The organism is Halogeometricum rufum (assembly GCF_900112175.1).
Taxonomy (GTDB): Archaea; Halobacteriota; Halobacteria; order Halobacteriales; family Haloferacaceae; genus Halogeometricum; species Halogeometricum rufum.
The window spans coordinates 976,993-996,256 of the sequence record NZ_FOYT01000001.1 but is presented as its reverse complement, the minus strand read 5'-3'; the positions used below and the strand labels follow the sequence as shown (position 1 = coordinate 996,256).

Annotated in this window: 18 protein-coding genes; 13 read left to right on the top strand and 5 right to left on the bottom strand. The window is 68.9% G+C overall.

Annotated elements, in window-relative coordinates; all coding sequences use genetic code 11:
* Positions 1 to 43 precede the first annotated feature (43 nt).
* Positions 44 to 754, bottom strand: coding sequence for a metallophosphoesterase (locus BM310_RS05210; protein WP_089805258.1), 711 nt, complete (start codon positions 752 to 754; stop codon positions 44 to 46).
* Positions 755 to 914: 160 nt separating this feature from the next.
* Between BM310_RS05210 and BM310_RS05205 the strand changes: the two genes are divergently transcribed.
* Entirely contained in the window at positions 915 to 1,709 is a 795-nt protein-coding gene (locus BM310_RS05205; RefSeq protein WP_089805256.1) for a DUF7839 domain-containing protein, read from the top strand.
* Positions 1,710 to 1,758: 49 nt separating this feature from the next.
* On the opposite strand, the gene BM310_RS05200 is transcribed toward BM310_RS05205, so the two are convergent.
* Positions 1,759 to 2,367 carry a J domain-containing protein gene (locus BM310_RS05200; protein ID WP_089805254.1) on the bottom strand — a complete coding sequence of 203 codons (609 nt, stop codon included), beginning with the start codon at positions 2,365 to 2,367 and terminating at the stop codon, positions 1,759 to 1,761.
* 78 nt (positions 2,368 to 2,445) lie between these two features.
* Here BM310_RS05200 and BM310_RS05195 point away from each other — a divergent pair, with 78 nt between their 5' ends.
* The 4 genes from BM310_RS05195 (at position 2,446) to BM310_RS05180 (ending at position 7,038) form a co-directional block, all read left to right on the top strand.
* Positions 2,446 to 2,697, top strand: a complete 252-nt coding sequence (locus tag BM310_RS05195; RefSeq protein WP_089805252.1) for a hypothetical protein — start codon at positions 2,446 to 2,448, stop codon at positions 2,695 to 2,697.
* Between the two features lie 103 nt (positions 2,698 to 2,800).
* Positions 2,801 to 5,089, top strand: coding sequence for a phosphoenolpyruvate synthase (ppsA, locus tag BM310_RS05190; RefSeq protein ID WP_089805250.1), 2,289 nt, complete (start codon positions 2,801 to 2,803; stop codon positions 5,087 to 5,089).
* Positions 5,090 to 5,271: 182 nt separating this feature from the next.
* Positions 5,272 to 6,333 (top strand): tyrosine decarboxylase MfnA, encoded by a 1,062-nt coding sequence (gene mfnA / locus BM310_RS05185; protein ID WP_089805248.1) that lies wholly within the window; start codon positions 5,272 to 5,274, stop codon positions 6,331 to 6,333.
* 123 nt (positions 6,334 to 6,456) lie between these two features.
* A complete protein-coding gene (locus BM310_RS05180) occupies positions 6,457 to 7,038 on the top strand; it encodes a YqaA family protein (protein ID WP_089807037.1) in 582 nt (193 codons plus the stop codon).
* A 40-nt stretch (positions 7,039 to 7,078) separates the two neighbouring features.
* On the opposite strand, the gene BM310_RS05175 is transcribed toward BM310_RS05180, so the two are convergent.
* Positions 7,079 to 7,591 (bottom strand): CNNM domain-containing protein, encoded by a 513-nt coding sequence (locus BM310_RS05175; RefSeq protein ID WP_089805246.1) that lies wholly within the window; start codon positions 7,589 to 7,591, stop codon positions 7,079 to 7,081.
* 334 nt (positions 7,592 to 7,925) lie between these two features.
* Here BM310_RS05175 and metG point away from each other — a divergent pair, with 334 nt between their 5' ends.
* Positions 7,926 to 9,992, top strand: coding sequence for a methionine--tRNA ligase (gene metG, locus BM310_RS05170; protein WP_089805244.1), 2,067 nt, complete (start codon positions 7,926 to 7,928; stop codon positions 9,990 to 9,992).
* Between the two features lie 36 nt (positions 9,993 to 10,028).
* Here metG and BM310_RS05165 read toward each other — a convergent pair whose 3' ends face one another.
* Entirely contained in the window at positions 10,029 to 10,265 is a 237-nt protein-coding gene (locus BM310_RS05165) for a hypothetical protein (RefSeq protein ID WP_089805242.1), read from the bottom strand.
* A gap of 159 nt (positions 10,266 to 10,424) precedes the next feature.
* Here BM310_RS05165 and BM310_RS05160 point away from each other — a divergent pair, with 159 nt between their 5' ends.
* Positions 10,425 to 10,757, top strand: coding sequence for a hypothetical protein (locus BM310_RS05160; RefSeq protein ID WP_089805240.1), 333 nt, complete (start codon positions 10,425 to 10,427; stop codon positions 10,755 to 10,757).
* Between the two features lie 25 nt (positions 10,758 to 10,782).
* Here the strand turns inward: BM310_RS05160 and BM310_RS05155 are convergent, their stop codons facing one another.
* Positions 10,783 to 11,595, bottom strand: a complete 813-nt coding sequence (locus BM310_RS05155; protein WP_089805238.1) for a cytochrome b family protein — start codon at positions 11,593 to 11,595, stop codon at positions 10,783 to 10,785.
* A gap of 142 nt (positions 11,596 to 11,737) precedes the next feature.
* Here BM310_RS05155 and pyk point away from each other — a divergent pair, with 142 nt between their 5' ends.
* From pyk to BM310_RS05125, 6 genes are all read left to right on the top strand, one after another.
* Positions 11,738 to 13,498, top strand: a complete 1,761-nt coding sequence (gene pyk, locus BM310_RS05150; RefSeq protein ID WP_089805236.1) for a pyruvate kinase — start codon at positions 11,738 to 11,740, stop codon at positions 13,496 to 13,498.
* 91 nt (positions 13,499 to 13,589) lie between these two features.
* Entirely contained in the window at positions 13,590 to 13,889 is a 300-nt protein-coding gene (locus BM310_RS05145) for a DUF7312 domain-containing protein (RefSeq protein WP_089805233.1), read from the top strand.
* Between the two features lie 127 nt (positions 13,890 to 14,016).
* Positions 14,017 to 15,915, top strand: coding sequence for a DUF7282 domain-containing protein (locus tag BM310_RS05140; RefSeq protein WP_089805231.1), 1,899 nt, complete (start codon positions 14,017 to 14,019; stop codon positions 15,913 to 15,915).
* A gap of 37 nt (positions 15,916 to 15,952) precedes the next feature.
* Positions 15,953 to 17,152, top strand: coding sequence for a restriction endonuclease (locus tag BM310_RS05135; RefSeq protein WP_089805230.1), 1,200 nt, complete (start codon positions 15,953 to 15,955; stop codon positions 17,150 to 17,152).
* Between the two features lie 61 nt (positions 17,153 to 17,213).
* Positions 17,214 to 17,816 (top strand): NfeD family protein, encoded by a 603-nt coding sequence (locus BM310_RS05130; RefSeq protein WP_089805228.1) that lies wholly within the window; start codon positions 17,214 to 17,216, stop codon positions 17,814 to 17,816.
* A 155-nt stretch (positions 17,817 to 17,971) separates the two neighbouring features.
* Entirely contained in the window at positions 17,972 to 19,198 is a 1,227-nt protein-coding gene (locus tag BM310_RS05125) for an SPFH domain-containing protein (protein ID WP_394328052.1), read from the top strand.
* Positions 19,199 to 19,264: the final 66 nt, after the last annotated feature.

Sequence of the window (19,264 nt, the reverse complement as noted above, 5' to 3'; positions counted from 1 at the left end):
TGAGAGAGCCGTCGGCCGAGCCGAACGACGGCCCAGAGGACAGTCACAGCATCCGGCGGAACTCTCCCAGCGGCGGGAACGACAGCGTCTCCTCGGCGTCCTCGTCGTAGACGAGTGGTCGGAAGGCGTCCACGTCGTCGACCAGCGGTGAGCGCGTCTCCCCGCGCATCCCGTTGACCGGCACGCCCGCGGCGAGGCGGGTGAACGCCGGCAGGACCAGCACGTCGGCGCCGCGGTGGGCGGCGTCGCCGTAGAGATAACACGGCCGGCGGCGGCCCTCGATGGTTATCGCCGGGTGGAGGTGGCCGACGACGTACAGCGAGGCGTCCGCCTCGGGGTCGGCGTGGCCGTGGCAGACGACGACGCCCGAGTCGCCGGCGTCGCCCGCCGACCCGACGACGTACTCGTCGAACACGTCGCCGTCCCACACCGTCTCCAGCACCGTGTCGTGGTTCCCGCGGACGAGGACCGGTTCGGCGCCCGCCTCCCGGCAGACGCGCACGAGGTCGGCCAGTCCCGACTCGGCGGCGGCGGTGGCCGTGTCGAACCGGTGGAGCACGTCGCCCGCGAACACGACTGCCCCGGGGTCGAACGTACCGACCAGCGCGGCGAGTCGCTCCCGGAGGTCGGTGCCCTCGCCGAGGGGGAACGCCACGTCGGAGGCTTCGGCGCGGCCGACGTGCAGGTCCGCGACGACGAGCGTCTCCGCCGCGGGGAGGTACACCGCCCTGTCGCGGTAGGTCACGTCGTCCACGCGGGAGGGAAGGCGCCGGACGCGCAAAGCGGTGGCGTTCGCGGGCGTCGGGCGGTGGCGTCGGGCGGTGCGGTGGCGTCGGGCGACGCCCCCGCGACGACTGACGGCGGACGGCGACGGGTCGGGGGGATTTTTCATCGCGCACTCCCTCCCCACGGGTATGAGCGGTGCCCTCGAAGACAAACGGACGGCGACGCGTCTGCGTATCCTCGTCGAAATCGCCGACCGACAGCCAGCGGTGAGTCAGGGCGAAGTCGCCGAGGCGGTGGGCGTGACGAGTCAGGCCGTCAGCGAGTACACGCGGCAACTCGTCGAGGACGGGTACGTCGAGAAGGAGGGTCGGTCGCGGTACCGCGTCACGAAGGAGGGGGTCGACTGGCTGTTTCAGGAGGCCAAGGACCTCCGGCGGTTCGCCGACCACGTCACCGACGACGTGTTGGAGAGCGTCCAGGAGGACGCCGCCATCGCCACCGAGGACGTGGCCGCCGGCGAGACGGTGACGCTCACGCTCCGCAGGGGACTCCTGCACGCGACGCCCGGCGAGGGCGGCCCGGCCACCGGCGTGGCGACGACGGACGCCGAGGCGGGCGAGGACGTGAGCATCACCGGCTTCGAGGGCGTCATCGAGATGGACCCCGGCGGCGTCACCGTCGTTCAGGTGCCCCCCGCGCGTTCGGGCGGCAGTCGCGCCCTCGACGGGGCGTCGCTGGCGGCGGCGTGCGACGACGCGGACGTGGTCGTCGCCGCGGGCGTCGAAGCCGTCGTCGCCCTGCGGAAGGCGGACGTCGACGTCGAGACGTCGCTGGCGGCGGGCGACGTGGCGGCCGAAGCGGCGGCGCGCGGCCTCGAGAGCGTCGTCGTGGCGACGACGGACCTCGTTGGGCGCGTGACGGACGCCCTCCGCGACGGTGACGTCCTCTACGAGGTGACGGAGGCGGCGCGCGCGGCGGAGTGAACGGCGGCGCAGGGAGAGGCGGAGCAGCGACGACCGCGACGTGGAGTCGTCAGGAGGCTATCGCCCGCTCCGCGTGTTCTCTGGCCGTCGCGTACGCCTCCTGCAGTCGCTGGAACTCCGACTGCGACCCGCCGTGGTCGGGGTGAGCCGTCTTCACCTTCTCGCGGTAGGCGCTCTTGACCTCCGACGGACTGGCGCTCTGCGGGAGGTCGAGGTGGTCGAACGCCGTCGCGACGGGGTCGTCGGGGGCGGGCGGGCGCTGTTCGAGTTCCGGAACCTCGAACGGGAAGCGGCGGCCGAGTCCGCGGGCGGGCATCTCGTGTTCGCACAGCACCGTGTACGTCCCGGCGCGTTCGAGGCGGAAGTAGGCCTGCGCGTCGAACGTGACGGCCACGTCGCGCCCCGGGAGGTAGAACTCGACCGTCTCGCCGTGAATCGGGTGGTCCTCTGCGAACGGTTCGCCTATCTCTCGAAGGTAGTCGCGTATCTCCATCCGGCGACGGCCGGCACCGTCGATACTCCCCCGCGAAATCGGCTCGTCGGGGAACAGACGGCCGCCGACGACGAACACGCCGGCCACGAACACGGAGGCGACGAGTCCGCCGACGACGCCGAAGACGAGCCATCCCGGCACCAGCGATACCCAGTCGAGCAGCACACGAGTAGTGAGGTCCCCCGTGGTAAAGAAGCTCTCGCCGACGGGGGGTTTACGCGGTTTCCGCCCGTCGTCTCACCCGTGCGACCGATACGCTTCGAGGAGGCCGACGGACCGGACCGGACGCAGATAGGCGAGGGACTCACGCGCGTCGCCGTCGAGGCGGACCGACTGGAGACGGGCCGCGCGGCGGGGAAGTACTTCCTCCGACACGACGACGGCTGTGCGGTCTGCGGGGCCGCGGTACGCACCGGCAAACCGTTTTATCTGGACCCTGAAACCGGCGAGATTCTCTGCGAAACCCACGGCAGCGAACGGCGTGCCGGCGAGTGACGATTCCGGCGAGAATTACGTACTCGGAGCCGAGTATAGTATAATTCACGTTGGAGTTGTTCGGAAAGTACTTATGAGGGCTTACAATCATTGACGAACGCTAATGGCTGTAGTTTGGCTGGACGACGTACGCGCCGACGACTTGGGCACAGTCGGCGGAAAAGGTGCCTCACTCGGCGAACTTACCTCCGCGGGTCTCCCCGTCCCGCCGGGGTTCGTCGTGACCGCCGGGACGTACCGTTCGTTCATCGAGGACGCGGGTATCGACGAGGAACTCTTCGACGCCGTCGACGTGGACCACGAGGACTCCGCGGCGTTGAAGCAAGCGCACGAACGGGCACACGAACTCATCATGGAGACGCCGGTTCCCGACGCCGTCGGCGAGGAGATTCTCGCCGCCTACGAGGACGTCGGGGACGGCGAGGCGTTCGTCGCCGTCAGGTCGTCGGCGACGGCCGAAGACCTCCCGGACGCGTCGTTCGCCGGACAGCAAGAGACGTTCCTGAACGTCCAGCGAGACGCCCTCATCGAACGAGTCAAGGAGTGCTGGGCGTCGCTGTTCTCCCAGCGCGCGATATACTACCGGAATCGGAAGGGGTTCCCCCACCACGAAGTCGACATCGCCGTCGTCGTCCAGGAGATGGTGGACGCCGAGAAGTCCGGCGTGATGTTCACCTCGCACCCCTCCACGGGCGAACCGCGCATCATCATCGAGGCCGCCTGGGGCCTCGGCGAGGCCGTCGTCTCGGGGTCCGTCTCGCCCGACAACTACGTCGTCGACCGCGAGTCTGGCGAGGTCGAGACGGCCACCGTCGCGGACAAGAAGATGATGATGGAGAAGGACGTCGAGACCGGGCAGACGGTCGAACGCGAGGTCTCCGACGACAAGCGGAGCGCCCGCGTCCTCGACGAGGACGAAATCGGCCGACTGGTCGAACTCGGCGAACGCGTCGAGGACCACTACGGCGAACCGCAGGACGTCGAGTGGGCCATCTACGACGGCGACGTGTACATGCTCCAGTCGCGGCCCATCACGACCATCTCCGACGGCGAGGAGGAGGCGGCGCAGGCGGCCGCCGGCGACGGCGGGGCCGCGAACGGACAGGCCGGCGAGACGTCGGGAGACATGATACTCCGCGGCCTCGGCGCGAGTCCCGGCATCGCCGCCGGCAACGCCCGCATCGTCACCAAACTCGACCACCTCGACCAGGTGTCGGACGGCGACATCATCGTCACCGAGATGACGATGCCGGACATGGTACCCGCGATGAAGCGCGCGGCGGGCATCGTCACCGACGAGGGCGGGATGACCTCGCACGCGGCCATCGTCTCGCGCGAACTCGGCGTCCCCGCCGTCGTCGGCACCGGGTCGGCCACCCGCGAGATAGAGGAGGGTCAGCCCATCACCATCGACGGCGACAAGGGGACCGTCAGAGAGGGGGCCGAACTGAAAGAGGAGCAACGCGAACCCATCGAGGAGGCGCGGCCGAAGACGCCCGTCAAGCCGATGACCGCCACGGAGGTGAAGGTGAACGTCTCCATCCCCGAGGCCGCCGAACGCGCCGCCGCCACCGGCGCCGACGGCGTCGGCTTGCTCCGCATCGAGCACATGGTGCTCTCACTGGGCAAGACCCCCGAGAAGTACATCGCCGACAACGGCGAACGCGCCTTCGTCGAAGAACTCGTCGAGGGCGTCCGCGGCGTCGCCGAGGAGTTCTACCCGCGACCCGTCCGCGTCCGCACCCTCGACGCGCCCACCGACGAGTTCCGACAGTTGGAGGGCGGCGACGACGAACCGCGCGAGCACAACCCGATGCTCGGCTACCGCGGCATCCGCCGCAGTCTCGACAAGCCCGAGATATTCAAGCACGAACTGGAGGCGTTCCGCCGCCTGTTCGAGATGGGCTACGACAACGTCGAGGTGATGTTCCCCCTCGTCAACGACGCCGAGGACGTCCTGCAGGCGAAGAACCTGATGGCGGAGGCCGGCATCGACCCGGACAAGCGCGAGTGGGGCGTGATGATAGAGACGCCCGCGTCCGCACTCGGCGTCGAGGAGATGGCCGAGTCGGGACTCGACTTCGTCTCGTTCGGGACGAACGACCTGACGCAGTACACCCTCGCCGTCGACCGGAACAACGAGAACGTCGCCGACCGGTTCGACGAACTGCACCCCGCCGTCCTGAAACTCATCGGCGACACCATCGAGACCTGTCGCGAGGTGGGCGTGAAGACGAGCATCTGCGGACAGGCGGCGTCGAAGCCGCAGATGGTCCAGTTCCTCGTCAACGAGGGTATCTCTTCCATCTCCGCGAACATCGACGCCGTGCGCGACGTGCAACACGAGGTCAAGCGGGTCGAACAGCGACTCGTCCTCGACTCGGTGCGCTAGTCGCTCGCACCGTCGTTCTCCGCTCTCTCCCCTTTCGTCCGTCTCGTCCGTTCCGTCGCCTCGACCGTGCTGTCGCTTCGTCCGTCTCTCCCGTCCTCGACGCCGGCCGCCGCCGGCCCGAGCGGTCGGCCGACGCGACACACAACGGAATCCATAAACGCGGCGGGGGCCACCCGGGGACTATGCAGCGGTCCGTGCCGCAGACGTTCGACCGCGTCCTCTCGTCGATGTGCACCGACCCGCACCCGGCGGCCCGCGCCGCCGCGGAGCGGTTTCTCGCCACCAACCCCGGCGACCCCGCGACGTACCGCGACGTCGCCGAGTTGGAGGCCGACGCCGTCGCCACTCTCGGAGAGATGACCGGCCTCGCCGACCCGCACGGCTACGTCACCAGCGGCGGGACGGAGGCCAACGTGCAGGCGGTCCGAGCGGCGCGAAACCGACGCCGCGGCGACGTCTCCGACCCGAACGTCGTCGCCCCCGAGAGCGCGCACTTCTCGTTCAACAAGGCCGCCGACGTACTCGACGTGGAACTCCGCCTCGTCCCGACGGACGACGACCACCGCGCGGACGTGGGGGCCGTCCGCGCCGCCGTGGACGACGACACCGTCCTCGTCGTCGGCGTCGCCGGCACCACCGAGTTCGGCCGCGTGGACCCCATCCCCGAACTCGCCGCCGTGGCCCACGACGCCGGTGCCTTCCTGCACGTCGACGCCGCGTGGGGCGGGTTCCTCCTCCCGTTCACCGACCGCGCGTGGAGTTTCGCGCACGCGCCGGTCGACTCGCTCACCGTCGACCCGCACAAGTGCGGGCAGGCGTGCATCCCCGCCGGCGGCCTCCTGTTCCGCGACCGGAGCGGGCTGGACTCGCTGGCCGTCGAGACGCCGTACCTCGAATCCACCTCGCAGGCGACGCTGACGGGCACCCGAAGCGGTGCGGGCGTCGCCTCCGCCGCGGCGGCGATGGACGAACTCTGGCCCGACGGCTACCGCCGCGAGTACGAACGCGCCGCCGACCTCGCCTCGTGGTTCGCGGGCGAACTCCGGTCGCGCGGGTTCGACGTGGTCGACCCCGAACTGCCGCTGGTCGCCGCCGACGTCTCCGACTCGCTGTTCGCGGCGCTTCGTGACCGCGAGTGGCGCGTCTCGCGCACCGACGCGGGCCACCTCCGCGTCGTCTGCATGCCGCACGTCACCCGCGAGGCGCTCTCGTCGTTCCTCGCCGACGTGGACGCAGTACGCTGACCGGCCCTCGTCGTCGCGGACCGACGATTCGTCGTCGTCCCGAATCTCAAGACTTACGTCGACCCGTGGGGGAACTCCGATATCGTGTCGCTCGTCGCCCTCGACGCCCTCTCGTCGACGACGGTGTTACCGGTACTCGCGAGCGGCGTCTCCGAACTCCTCGCGTCCGGCGGACTGCCGAGCATCTGGCCGGACTTCGGCTGGCTCTCCACTGCCGTCGAGACGGCGACGGGGTGGTTCGGGCTCGCCATCATCTTCGTCTACTCCTTCCTCATCGCCTTCGCCCTCCCCGGCGTGAGCGAAATCGTCCTGTTCGCCCCGCTGGAGTTGGGGCTGTCCAACACCGCCCGCCTCGCCCTCATCATGTTCGTCAGCGGCGTCGGCAAGGCCGCCGGGAGCGTCTTCGCGTTCCACATCGGACAGGAGGCCAAGAGCTCCGGGTTCGTGGAGCGACGCCTCCGCCGGTCCCGGTTCGACGTGATGGAGTGGACCGAGCGGAAGACGCTCGAGATAGCCCAGAAGTGGGGCTACGCCGGGTTGGCCGCCGCGCTCTGCGTGCCGGGGTTCCCCGACACGCTGTCGATATACGCGTTCTCCGTCCTCGAGGAGGACTACCTGAAGTTCGCCCTCGCCACGTTCGTCGGCAGCGTCGGCCGGTTGGTGTTCACCGTCGTCACCCTGTCGGGCGTCGGAGTGACGTTCTGAGATTCGCCGTCGACTCGCGTCGCCGCGGGCCGGCCCTCGCTCACTCGACGTACGGCTTCTCGATGTCCGTCTCGCCGCCGAGCCACGCCGTCAGTCGGCGCGTGAGCGCGTCGAACAGACCCACGAGCGGTGAGATGCTTCGCTCGACCAGCGAGACGGGACGGGCGACGGTGAGCGACCAGCGCCGCGCGTTACCCAGCCCGAACGACTTCGGGACGATTTCGCCGAACACGAGGACGACGGACCCGACGACCAGCGTCGCGGCGGTGACGGCGACGCCCGCGGAGACGTGCTCGACGAGGAGGACGGTGACGATGCTGGAGATGGCGACGTTCACCAGGTTGTTGCCGACGAGGATGGTGACGAGCAGTCGGTGCGGGTCCTCGCGGAGTCGTCGCAGCGTCACGGCGCGTCGGTCCCCGGTCGCGGCCCGGTCGTCTATCCACGCGACCGGGAGGGAGAATATCGCCGTCTCCGAACTGGAGAAGAAGGCGCTGAACAGCAACAGGACGACGACCGAGGCGGTGCCGAACGCGACGAGTGGGAGGTCCATGGGCGACGTTCGCCGCGAGGCGGGAAGAACGCTGGTGAGACCCGAGCGAGTTATGCCTCGCCGCGCACTACGTCCCGGCGTGACGAGCCACCCGTCCCGTTCGATGCGTACGCCGCCGTTTTAGCGCCGGGTGGACCCGCCGCGCGACGCCGACTCGGTCCACGAGTCGCCGTCCGCGCCGGTGAAACTACGGTTCGACAGACGCCGGCCGATAGTCGCGAAACCAGCGGGACGCACGCGGACGAACACGTCGGGAGAGCGAAGACGAGCGAAGCGAGTCAGAACTCTCCCGACGGGGTTTTGGTCCCGCCCACGAGAACCACCAGACACGATAATGAGCCACGAAGACTTCCCCACGGAGAACCCGGCGGTGGTGACCTGCGGGTTGCCGTACGCGAACGGCGACCTGCACATCGGCCACCTCCGGACGTACGTCGGCGGCGACATCTACAGTCGCGCGCTGAAACGACTCGGCCAGGAGACGGCGTTCGTCTCGGGGTCGGACATGCACGGGACGCCCGTCGCGGTCAACGCCGAGAAGGAGGGCGTCACGCCCGAGGAGTTCGCGCTCCGCCACCACGAGACGTATCAGGAGACGTTCCCGAAGTTCGACGTCGAGTTCGACAACTACGGCCACACGCACGACGAGACGAACACGGAACTGACGAAGGAGATAGTCCGCACGCTGGAGGCGGAGGGCTACGTCTACGAGAAGGAGATACCCATCGCCTACGACCCCGACGCCGACCAGTGGCTCCCGGACCGCTACGTGGAGGGCACCTGTCCGTACTGCGGCGAACACGCCCGGGGCGACGAGTGCGACGAGGGCTGTGGTCGCCACCTCGAACCCGGCGAGATAGAAGCGCCCGTCTCGACCATCACCGGCAACGCCGCGGAGTACCGCGACCGGAGCCACCGCTTCTTCCGCGTCTCCGAACTGCAGGAGTATCTCGGGGAGTTCCTCGACCGACTGGAGGGGACCTCCAACGCGCAGAACCAGCCGCGCGAGTGGGTCGAGGGCGAACTGCAGGACTGGTGTATCACCCGCGACATGGACTGGGGCATCGACTACCCGGGCGAGAACGAGGACGATTTGGTCCTCTACGTCTGGGTCGACGCGCCCATCGAGTACATCTCCTCGACCAAGCAGTACACGGAACGCGTCGGCGCGGACGTGTTCGACTGGGAGGAGGCGTGGCGTGAGGACGGCGACGTCGTCCACATCATCGGCCGCGACATCATCCAGCACCACACCGTCTTCTGGCCGGCGATGCTGCGCGCGACCGGCTACGTCGAACCGCGCGCCGTCATGGCGTCGGGGTTCATCACGCTGAACGGCAAGGGCTTCTCCACGTCGCGCAACCGCGCCGTCTGGGCCGACGAGTACCTCGAAGAGGGGTTCGACCCCGCGCTCATCCGCTACTACCTCGCCACGAACGGGGGGTTCCAACAGGACGTCGACTTCTCGTGGGAGAAGTTCCGCGACCGGGTGAACAACGAACTCGTCGGCACCGTCGGCAACTTCCTCTACCGGTCGCTGCTGTTCGCCCACCGCGAGTACGAGGGAACGCCGGACGCGGACCTCTCCGAGGAGGTGCGCGACCGCATCGAGGGAGCCATCGACGACTTCGCCGCGGGCGTCAACGACTACTCCGTCCGCGAAGTCGGTAACGCGGTCGTCCGACTCGCCCAGTTCGGCAACGAGTACATCCAGCAGCACGAACCGTGGAAACTCGACGACGGCGCGGAGAAGCGACAGGTCATCCGCGACTGCGTCCAGATAGCGAAGGCCGTCGCCGTCCTCTTCGAACCGGTCGCCCCCGGGAAGGCCGAACTGCTCTGGGACGACCTGAACGAGGACGGGACCGTCCACGACGTGGGCGTGGCGGCGGCACTCGACGCGCCCGCGGCGTCGTTCGACGAACCCTCGGAACTCTTCGACAAGATAGCCGACGAACGCGTCGAAGAACTCAACGAGAAACTCGAGTCGCGCGTCGCCGCGACGGCGGAGGAAACCGAAAGTGACGAGTCCGACGACGAGAGCGAAGCGGACGTGACAGACGAACTCGAACCGCTTCTCGAAGACCGAATCGGCTTCGAGGAGTTCCAAGAACTCGACCTGCGCGTCGGCGAGATTCTCGACGCCGAGGGTATCGAGGGCGCGGACAAACTCGCCAAACTGACCGTCGACATCGGCGTCGAGGAACGCCAGATAGTCGCGGGCATCAAGCAACTGCACGACCTCGACGACCTGCCCGGGAAGAAGGTCGTCGTCGTCGCCAACTTGGAGCAGGCCGAACTGTTCGGCGTCGAGTCGAACGGGATGGTGCTGGCCGCGGGCGAACAGGCCGACCTGCTCACGACGCACGACGACGCCGAACCCGGGACGCGGGTCAAGTAAGGAAGCGCGCGACGGCAACGCGTCGAGACGGCGCCGTTACCGCGACTCGACGGCGACCCGAACCTCGTCGTCGGTCACTTCGACGATCTGGTCGGCGGTGACCGAGAGCGCGCCGTCGTCGCCGTTCTGAAACGCGTCCTCCATCTCCGCCGAGAGTCCGGTCTCGCCCTTCAGTATCGCTTCGTCGTCTTGTACGCCGGTCACTTTGCCGATTCGGTCGCCGTTCGGCCCGACGACGTGTTTGCCGACGATGTCGTCCGTGACGTGTTGCACGGTTCGGCCGAGTCGCGCGCGGCGCTAAAGACTGATGGCGGGGTGCGACCGGACGCCGGACGGCGGTCCGGGGGTCGACGCCGCTCGACCGTTCAAGCGGTTGCCACGAAGGCGCGGCGACCATAACGATTTTTACCCCGACCCAGAGAGTGAGCGTCGATGTACTTCGGTCTCACGAGCGCCGACGTGGCACTCGAACGCGGTCCGCCGATTCGGCTCTCGCCGCGCCTCGCCGCGGCCACCTTCCGGTTCGTCTCGGACGTTCCCCGGGGCATCCGCGACGGCATCCACCGAGTCGCCGTTCACGACCAGAACGACGGCTCGTTCGACGTGCGGTTCACCGGCGAGACGGACGGCGCGTACGTCGTGGACCGCGTCGTCCTCGAAGCGGTGGTCGCCTCGCTGGAGGCCGAAGACGAGTACGGCCGGTGGCGCGCCTCCTGGGAGGGGCGTCGACCGGACTGGATTCCGGCGTCGATGGCCGAGCACTGAACCGGCGCGGTTCGACGCCGGGCGCTCACCTCGGCGGGCGGAGGCGGTAGTACCGGCGGTTCAGGTCGTACATGTACCCCTCGCGCATCGTCTTCAGCACCGCGTAGGTGACGACGCCGCCGACGACGGGCGCGATGAACGTCAGGTCGAACAGGACGTTCGGGTTCATGGGAACGAGGTTCTTGATGGCGAGGATACTGACGGTGAACGCGAACAGGACGCCGCCGACGCCGACGGCGGCCCAGAACGGTTCCTCGACCGGTCGTCGCGCCGACCCCTTGTTGAGGAACGGAACCAACGCGATGACGCCGACGACGATGGCGTTGGCGACGACGCCGAACGTCCGGTCGGCCATCAGTTTCTGCCCGCCGAGGACGGCCAACTCGGGGTTGATGGGGTCGAGTTTGAGCAGTCCGAACGACCAGTAGAGGTACCAGTCGGGGAGGATGATGGCCGGCGTCGAACTCGGGTTCGCCGGCGGGCCGATGTGCGGCGGGAGCGTCGCCGAGAGGAACAGTATCATCCCGACGAAGAAACTCGCGATGGCGGAGTTACGGACGATTTCGTGCGGCCACGTCGGGAACGCGAGCACGTCCCGTTCGACGTAGTCGGACTCCTCTCGCAGGACCTCGTCCTCGTGCCGGGAGCGCTCGAAGTACTCGTACGTGAGGCGGGCCAGCCCCGTCGTCCGCGCCTTCCGTTCGGCCCACGTCGGCGTCCGGTCCGCGGGGACGATACCGCCGCCGTCGCCGCGCACGTCTGTGCTCCCGCCGTCCGTCTCCGGCCGCCCCGTCGTCGTCTCACCCCCGGCGGGGCGGCGTCGTGCCGTCGAATCCATGCGGAGGGTAGGCGGCGAACGGAGATAACCTCGCCGCAGGGGCGAACGGGGGAGCGGTAGGGGGAGCGCTATAGATGGTAGTTTTTACCACGAGAGTAGTCCATCGTCGGGCTTTTTTACGCGTTCGCCTGTAGTCCGTGTCATGAGAAACGCGAAAATCGTCTGTACGCTCGGCCCGGCGTCCGACGACCAATCGACGATTCGGGCACTCTCCGACGCGGGGATGAGCGTCGCCCGCCTCAACGCCAGTCACGGCACGCCGGAGCACAGAGCGGAGGTCATCGACCGCATCCGGACGGTCGACGCCGGCACCGAGGAACCCCTCGCCGCGATGGTGGACCTGCAGGGCCCCGAAGTGCGAACCGCACCCATCGACGAGCCGATTCACCTCGCGACGGGCAGCGAAGTCCGATTCGTCGAGAGCGACGACGCGACGCCCGAGGAAGTCGGTCTCTCCTACTCCATCGCCGCCGCCGAACCCGGCGACACCGTCCTCCTCGACGACGGCCGCATCGAGGCGACGGTCGAACGCGTCGAGGGCGACACCGTCGTCGCCCGCATCGACTCGGGCGGCGAACTCGACAGTCGAAAGGGCGTCAACCTCCCCGGCGTCAAACTCGACATCGACCTCATCACCGAGGGCGACCGGCGGGAACTCGAAGTCGCCGCCGAGAAGCGCGCGGACTTCGTTGCGGCGTCGTTCGTTCGCTCGGCCGAAGACGTCTACACCATCAGCGACGCACTCGAGAACCTCGGCGCTGACATCCCCGTCGTCGCGAAGATAGAGCGCGCGGGCGCCGTCGAGAACTTGGAGGAGATAATCGAGGCGTCGTACGGCGTGATGGTCGCCCGGGGAGACCTCGGGGTCGAGATGCCACTCGAAGAGGTGCCCATCATCCAGAAGCGCATCATCCGGCGGTGTCAGGCGACGGGGACGCCCGTCATCACCGCGACGGAGATGCTCGACTCGATGGTCCACTCGCGACGGCCGACCCGCGCGGAGGCGTCGGACGTGGCGAACGCCGTCCTCGACGGGACGGACGCGGTCATGCTCTCGGGCGAGACGGCTATCGGTGACAACCCGGTCCGAGTCGTCCAGACGATGGACCGCATCGTCCGACAGATAGAATCCAGCGCGGAGTACGACGAGACGAGAGAGCAACACGTCCCCGCGGCCGAGGACGACTCCCGGACGGAGGCGCTGTCCCGCGCCGCCCGCTACCTCTCGCGCGACGTGAACGCCACCGCCATCGTCGCCGCCTCCGAGTCGGGGTACACCGCGCGGAAGACGGCGAAGTTCCGCCCCGGCGTGCCCGTCGTCGCCACGACGCCGAACGACCGGGTGCGCCGCCAACTCGCCCTCTCGTGGGGCGTCATCCCGAAGTACGCCGCCTACCGCAACGGCATCGACGACATCATGGACGACGCCGTCGACGCCGCCCTCGACGCCGACGTCGCCGAGTCGGGCGACACCCTCGTCGTCCTCTCGGGGATGATGACGGAGCTAGAGGGGACGAACACGACGAACATGCTCAAGGTCCACGTCGCCGCGGAGGCCATCGCCACCGGGCGGAAAGTCGTCGGCGGCCGGGTCGCCGGTCCGCTGGCCGTCTCGCCGGACGGCGACCTCTCGGACGTCCCCGACGGCGCGGTGCTCGCCCTCCCCGCGGAGTTCGACGGCGAGTTCGACGGCGACGCGAAGAAACTCGCCGGCATCATCGACGCGCGCCCCGGCATGACGGGCTACCCGGCCCTCGTCGCCCGCGAACTCGACATTCCGATGATATCCGGCGCACCGCTGCCCGAGAGCGTCGAACCCGGCACGGAGGTGACGCTCCACGCCGAACGCGGCGTCGTCTACGAGGGTAACGTCATCAAACACCAGTCCGACCCCGACCGATAGGTCGGACGCCACCGCGGCGAGGCGCGGACGGGAACCGAGCGACCGTGCTGCGGCGGTAGGCCTTTGCCCGCCCGTCGCGTAGGTCCGGTCGATGGATACCCGCGACGACGGCGTCGAAGAACGACGGGGTGTCGGCGACGACCAGTCCGCCGGGTCCGCGAACGGCCAGTCGGCGGACGCCGCGAACGGCCGGTCCGCGGAGCCCGCGACCACCGAGACGTCGGGTACGGCCCCGTCCGAAACCGACGACGACGCGACGCTCGGCGCGCAGTTCGGCGACGACGGCCGCCGACTCGGACCGCTCGAACCTGGCTCGCCCACCGTCGAGAACGCCCTGTTCGTGGTGCTCGGCGCAGTCGCCACCGTCCTCCTGTTCGTAACCGCGCTCTGACCCGGTTCGGCGCGCCCGAGTTCCCGACTGCGCACCGCTCTCGACGGGGAAATTATCAGTTCTGAATACTCGACCGCAGTCTTTTATGTGAGATGCTCGGTAGTGGGTGGTAACTGCCGCTCCCCCGATGCATTCGACACGCACTCTCACGGCGTTGGCCGCGGTGTTGCTGCTCGTCGCCGCCGCTCCCGCCCCCGCGTTCGCCCTCCAGACCGACGAGCAGACGCGACCCGTCTCGGTCGACGCGCGGACGGACTCCGTCGCGGCCACCGACCGGACGGCGTCCGACGCACCCGCCGACCCGCGACGGGCGGTGACGGCCGCCGGGCGCGGACCGACGTTCGCGGCACAGGAAGACGCCTCCGGGTCGTTCGGCGGCGACAACGTGACCGTCACCCGCGGCGACGAAGTGACGTTCACGGTGAAGCACTCCGGTCCCGCCAACCTCACCATCGGTGGCCCGAACAACGGGTTCAACGTCCGCGTCGCCCTCGGCGGCGGCGGGAGTTCGGAGATAACCATCGACACGTACGCGACGACGGCGGCCGACGCCGACGAGTTCGTCGAGGGCGGCGACGCCGAGTGGGTGTCGGACCCCCTGTCGAAACCGGTCGAACCGGCGGACTACTTCATGAACGTCTCCGTCGGCGGCGACGAACGCGCCGTGACGACGCTCACCGTCGTCCCGCGCGGCGAGACGTCCGCGGAGTCGTTCATCGCGCCCGTCTCCTTCGAACCGCCCGCGTCCGCCACGGGGACGGAGAGCGACGCGAACGTGGGCGAACTCACGGGCGTCATGACCGCGAGCAACCGCCTCGCCAGCGGCGAGTACCACGTGATGCGCGTCCACGAATCCGGGCTGGAGACGGCGCTGAATCCGTCGGAACTGTCCGGGGACGCCGCGTCGAACGGCGTGAAGCTGAACCTCACGCAGGCCTCGCCGGGGCCGAACCGCGACGCGGAGGAGTACGTCGTCACCGAGGACGCCGAGGCGAACGTCACCGTGCTCCCGGTCCTCGAACGGGACACCGTCTACTTCGTCCTCGACACCTCCGACCTCTCCGTCTACGACCAGACCGAGCGGAACGCCTACGAGATGCAGTTGACGCTGACGACGGAGAACGGCATGGTGGACGAGGAGACGACTCTCGCGACGACGACGTTCCAACTCGTCGCGCCGGAGGCGACGCTGTCGCCGGCGAACGACTCTGTACACTACCCGTGGGAGAACGACACCTTCGCCGTGCGCGGGACGACGACGCGCGCGCCGAACACGACGCTCGAAGTGCGCCTCCGGTCGCCGAAGCCTGACGCCTTCCTCCTCATCGAGGACGCGACGGTGGACGGGAACCGCGAGTACCGGGCGACGTTCGACTTAGAGGGCGTGACCCGCGGCGTGAACGCCACGCTCTGGACCGAGGGCGTCCGCGACAGCGACCCGTTCTTCCTGCAGACCGCACAGGAGGTGTCGCTCGTCGCGCCGAACCCGCACGTGCGGTTCGAGAACCAGTCGCCGGACGGGGCGCGGGTTCGGGTGGCGAAGGCCGAACTCCCCGACGGCGGGTTCGTCCGCGTCCGCGACGCCGACGGGAACGCCGTCGGGCGGTCGAGCTACCTCGCCGCCGGGCGACACCGGAACGTGACCGCGGAACTGTCGCTTCCGCTGTACGACGAGCAGACGCTCCGCGCGGAACTCGTGGCCGACGACGGCGACGCGGCGTACTCCGAGAACGACAGCGCGTACCGGGAGTCGGGGTGGGTCGTCAACGACACCGCGCGCGTCTCGTTCGGGTCGCCGCCGACGGAGACGCCGAGTGCCACGACGACGACGACGGCGACGCCGACGCCCACCGCGACGCCGACGCCCACCGCGACGCCGTACCCCGTGCAGTCGGAGGCTCCGCTGGAACCCGCCGGCGCGGCGTCGGGGACGGGCGTCCCGTTGTCGCCAGCCGTGGCCGTGGTCGCCATTCTCGCGGCCGCCGGACTCCTCGTCCGACGCGCAGAGGGGGGAGACGACGAATGAGAGCAAGCCAGACCGAACCGAAGACGGAGGGCGCGTGATGGACAAACTACCGGAACTGGAGCCCGAGGCGTTCGTCTCGTTCCTCGCGGACCTCTGGGAGGAACGCGGGTGGGACACGTCGGTGAAACAGCGCCCCGACGAGTCGTACTTCATCGTCGGGAAGCGCGGCGACGGGAAGCGCGGCGTCCTGTACGTCTTCCCGACGCTCGAGTCGCACGTCAAGCAGAAGCACGTCAAGCAGTTCGTCGGCTTCTGCCGGAAGAAGGGCATCGACGTCGGCGTCGTGGCGACGCAGGGCGCGTACGCCGACCCGGCGCGGAAGCTAGCCGAGTCGAAGGGCATCCACCTGCTGGACCGCGAGACGCTGGCCGGCACCGTCGAAGAGGGCGGGTTCGAACACGTCCTCCGCGAGTACGCGGGCGGCGGGTCGAGTCCGCTGGCCGGCGTGCTCGCCACGCTCCGGTCGTACGGGATTCCGGTGCCCGAGGCACTCCCGTTCGACCTCCCGTCGGTCGACCTCCAACCCCTGCTGGACCGCCTGCCGTTCGGTGACGGCGACGACGGCGCGACCGGAGACGCCGACGCAGACGGGGACGCCGGCGGGACGCCGCAGTCGGCGACGGGAGGCGATGGAGGCGACGGAGACGGCGGTGACGACGACGGCGGCCCGGCGCTCCCCGGACCGCTGACGAGCATCCCGCGGCCCGACGTGGTCCTGCCCGTCGCGCTCCTCGTCCTCGTGGTCTTCCTCGTCGGGTCGGCCGTCGGGCCGGCGCTCGGGCTCCCCGTCGTCGGCGGAACGTCCGGGTCCGGCGGGGAGGCGATGGCCGTCTCCGCGCTCTCGACGGCCGGCGCGAACGCGACGGCGGAGGCGCGGTGGAACGCGCGGACGACGGAGACGCTGACGGTGAACGGGACGACGTACGACGCGCCGGCGAACGAGACGTTCGTCCTCGTCAGGATGAACGTGACCAACACCGGCGACTCGCCGATGTCGCTGGACGAGTCGTCGCTCGCGCTGGACGTCGCCGGCGACCGGTACGGCTACCAGCCGTTGAACGGGACGACCGGATTCGCCGAAGGCGGCCTGTTCGCGCCGGACGACACCAGAGCGGTCTGGGTCGCGTTCTCCGTCCCCGCGGACGCGGCGAGCGGAACGCTCGTCGTCGTCGCCGACGAACCGACGGTCCGGTTCGTCCGGGACCGCAGCATCGCCCCGGAAGCGATGGAGCCGTGAACGCCGCGTACGGCCGGCGTCGCGTGACAACGCTTAATCGCGGCCGTTCCTAAGTTCGGGTATGTCCCGGTCGCCGCTCACGGCGTTCCTACAACTCGGCGTGCCACCCGAGACGCTGCCGTACCTGCTCATCGTCGCGGGCATCGGCATCTCGCTCGCGGAAGCCCTCGCCCCCGGCGCTCACCTCGTCGTCCTCGGCGTCGCCCTGTTGGCCGCCGGTCTCGTCGGACTCCTCCTTGGACCGGCCGCCGGACCCATCGTCCTCGGCGTCCTCGTCCTCGTGTTCGGCGCCCTCGCCCTGTACGGCTACCGCGAACTCGACCTGTACGGCGGCAAGGGCTCCGGGAAGACGAGCGACTCCTCGTCGCTGCGGGGGCGGACCGCCCGCGTCACCGAACGCGTCACGCCGACCCAAGGCGAGGTGAAACTCGACGAGGGCGGCGGATTCAACCCCTACTACGCGGCCCGGTCGGTGGACGGCGAGATTCCGGAGGGGAGCGAGGTGATGGTCGTCGACCCCGGCGGCGGCAACGTCGTCACCGTCGAATCGCTGGAGAGTTCGCTGGACGACATCGACAGGGAACTCGCCCGGGAACGGGGGCGAAAGAGGCGAGACGCCGCGGACGAGGACCGCGACACCGAGACGGAGACCGAACGGGCCTGAGAGCCGACGGCGACGGCGTCCGCGCGTCTCGCGAGGCACGGTGAGAACGCGATGCGAGCGCGACACGAACGCCACGCGTACTCGACGCGAACGGCCGACGCGGTTGTCACGTGCGAACCCTTATTTGACCGACACACTAAGCTCCGTCTATGCTAGTGGACCCCGTAGCACTGCAGGTAGGAGTTATTAGCGCCTACGTGGTGGGGCTGTTAGTCCTCCTCCTCGCGGTCGTGACCGTTTACCAGATGGTCGAGATCGTGGACGCGTACGAGAAGAAAGCGCTCACCGTCTTCGGTGAGTACAGAAAGCTGCTCGAACCGGGTATCAACTTCATCCCGCCGTTCGTCGCGCGGACGTACGCGTTCGACATGCGGACGCAGACGCTGGACGTGCCGCGACAGGAAGCCATCACGCGGGACAACTCGCCGGTCACCGCCGACGCCGTCGTCTACATCAAGGTGATGGACGCCCGGAAGGCGTTCCTCGAAGTCGACGACTACAAGCGGGCCGTCTCGAACCTCGCACAGACCACGCTCCGCGCCGTCCTCGGCGACATGGAACTCGACGACACGCTGAACAAGCGGCAGGAGATCAACGCGCGCATCCGCAAGGAACTGGACGAACCCACCGACGAGTGGGGCGTCCGCGTCGAGTCCGTCGAGGTCCGCGAGGTCAACCCCTCGCAGGACGTCCAGCAGGCGATGGAGCAACAGACCTCCGCGGAACGTCGCCGCCGCGCGATGATCCTCGAAGCGCAGGGTGAACGGCGCTCCGCCGTCGAACAGGCCGAGGGTGAAAAGCAGTCGAACATCATCCGCGCGCAGGGTGAGAAGCAGAGTCAGATTCTCGAAGCGCAGGGTGACGCCATCTCGACGGTCCTCCGCGCGAAGTCCGCCGAGTCGATGGGCGAACGCGCCATCATCGAGAAGGGGATGGAGACGCTCGAACACATCGGGCAGGGCGAGTCCACGACGTTCGTCCTCCCGCAGGAACTCACCAGTCTGCTCGGCCGCTACGGCCGGCAACTCACCGACTCGGACGTGCAGGAGTCGGCGGGACTCGACAGCCTCGACTTCGACGCGGAGACGCGCGAACTCATCGGCCTCGACGACATCGAGGAGATTCTCGGCCAGATAGACGAGGCCGCGGAGATGAACGTCGAGGAACTCGAACAGGAGGCACAGGCCATCAAGGAGGGGGCCGACCCCGACATCAAGAGCGCGGACGAAGTCGTCGCCGAGGCGGACGCGCAGGACAAGTCCGACATCAAGGACCCCGACGACGTCGTCGCCGAGGCGGACGGCGAGAGTGGGACGACGAACGCCGACGGGACGGGCGACGCGGACGGCACCGAGGAGCGCGAGACGGAGAAAGAAGTCTAGTCCCCTCGGAGCCGACTGAATCGTTCGCCGACCGTTTTCGGGCCAGTATGAAGACGCTACCGTCGA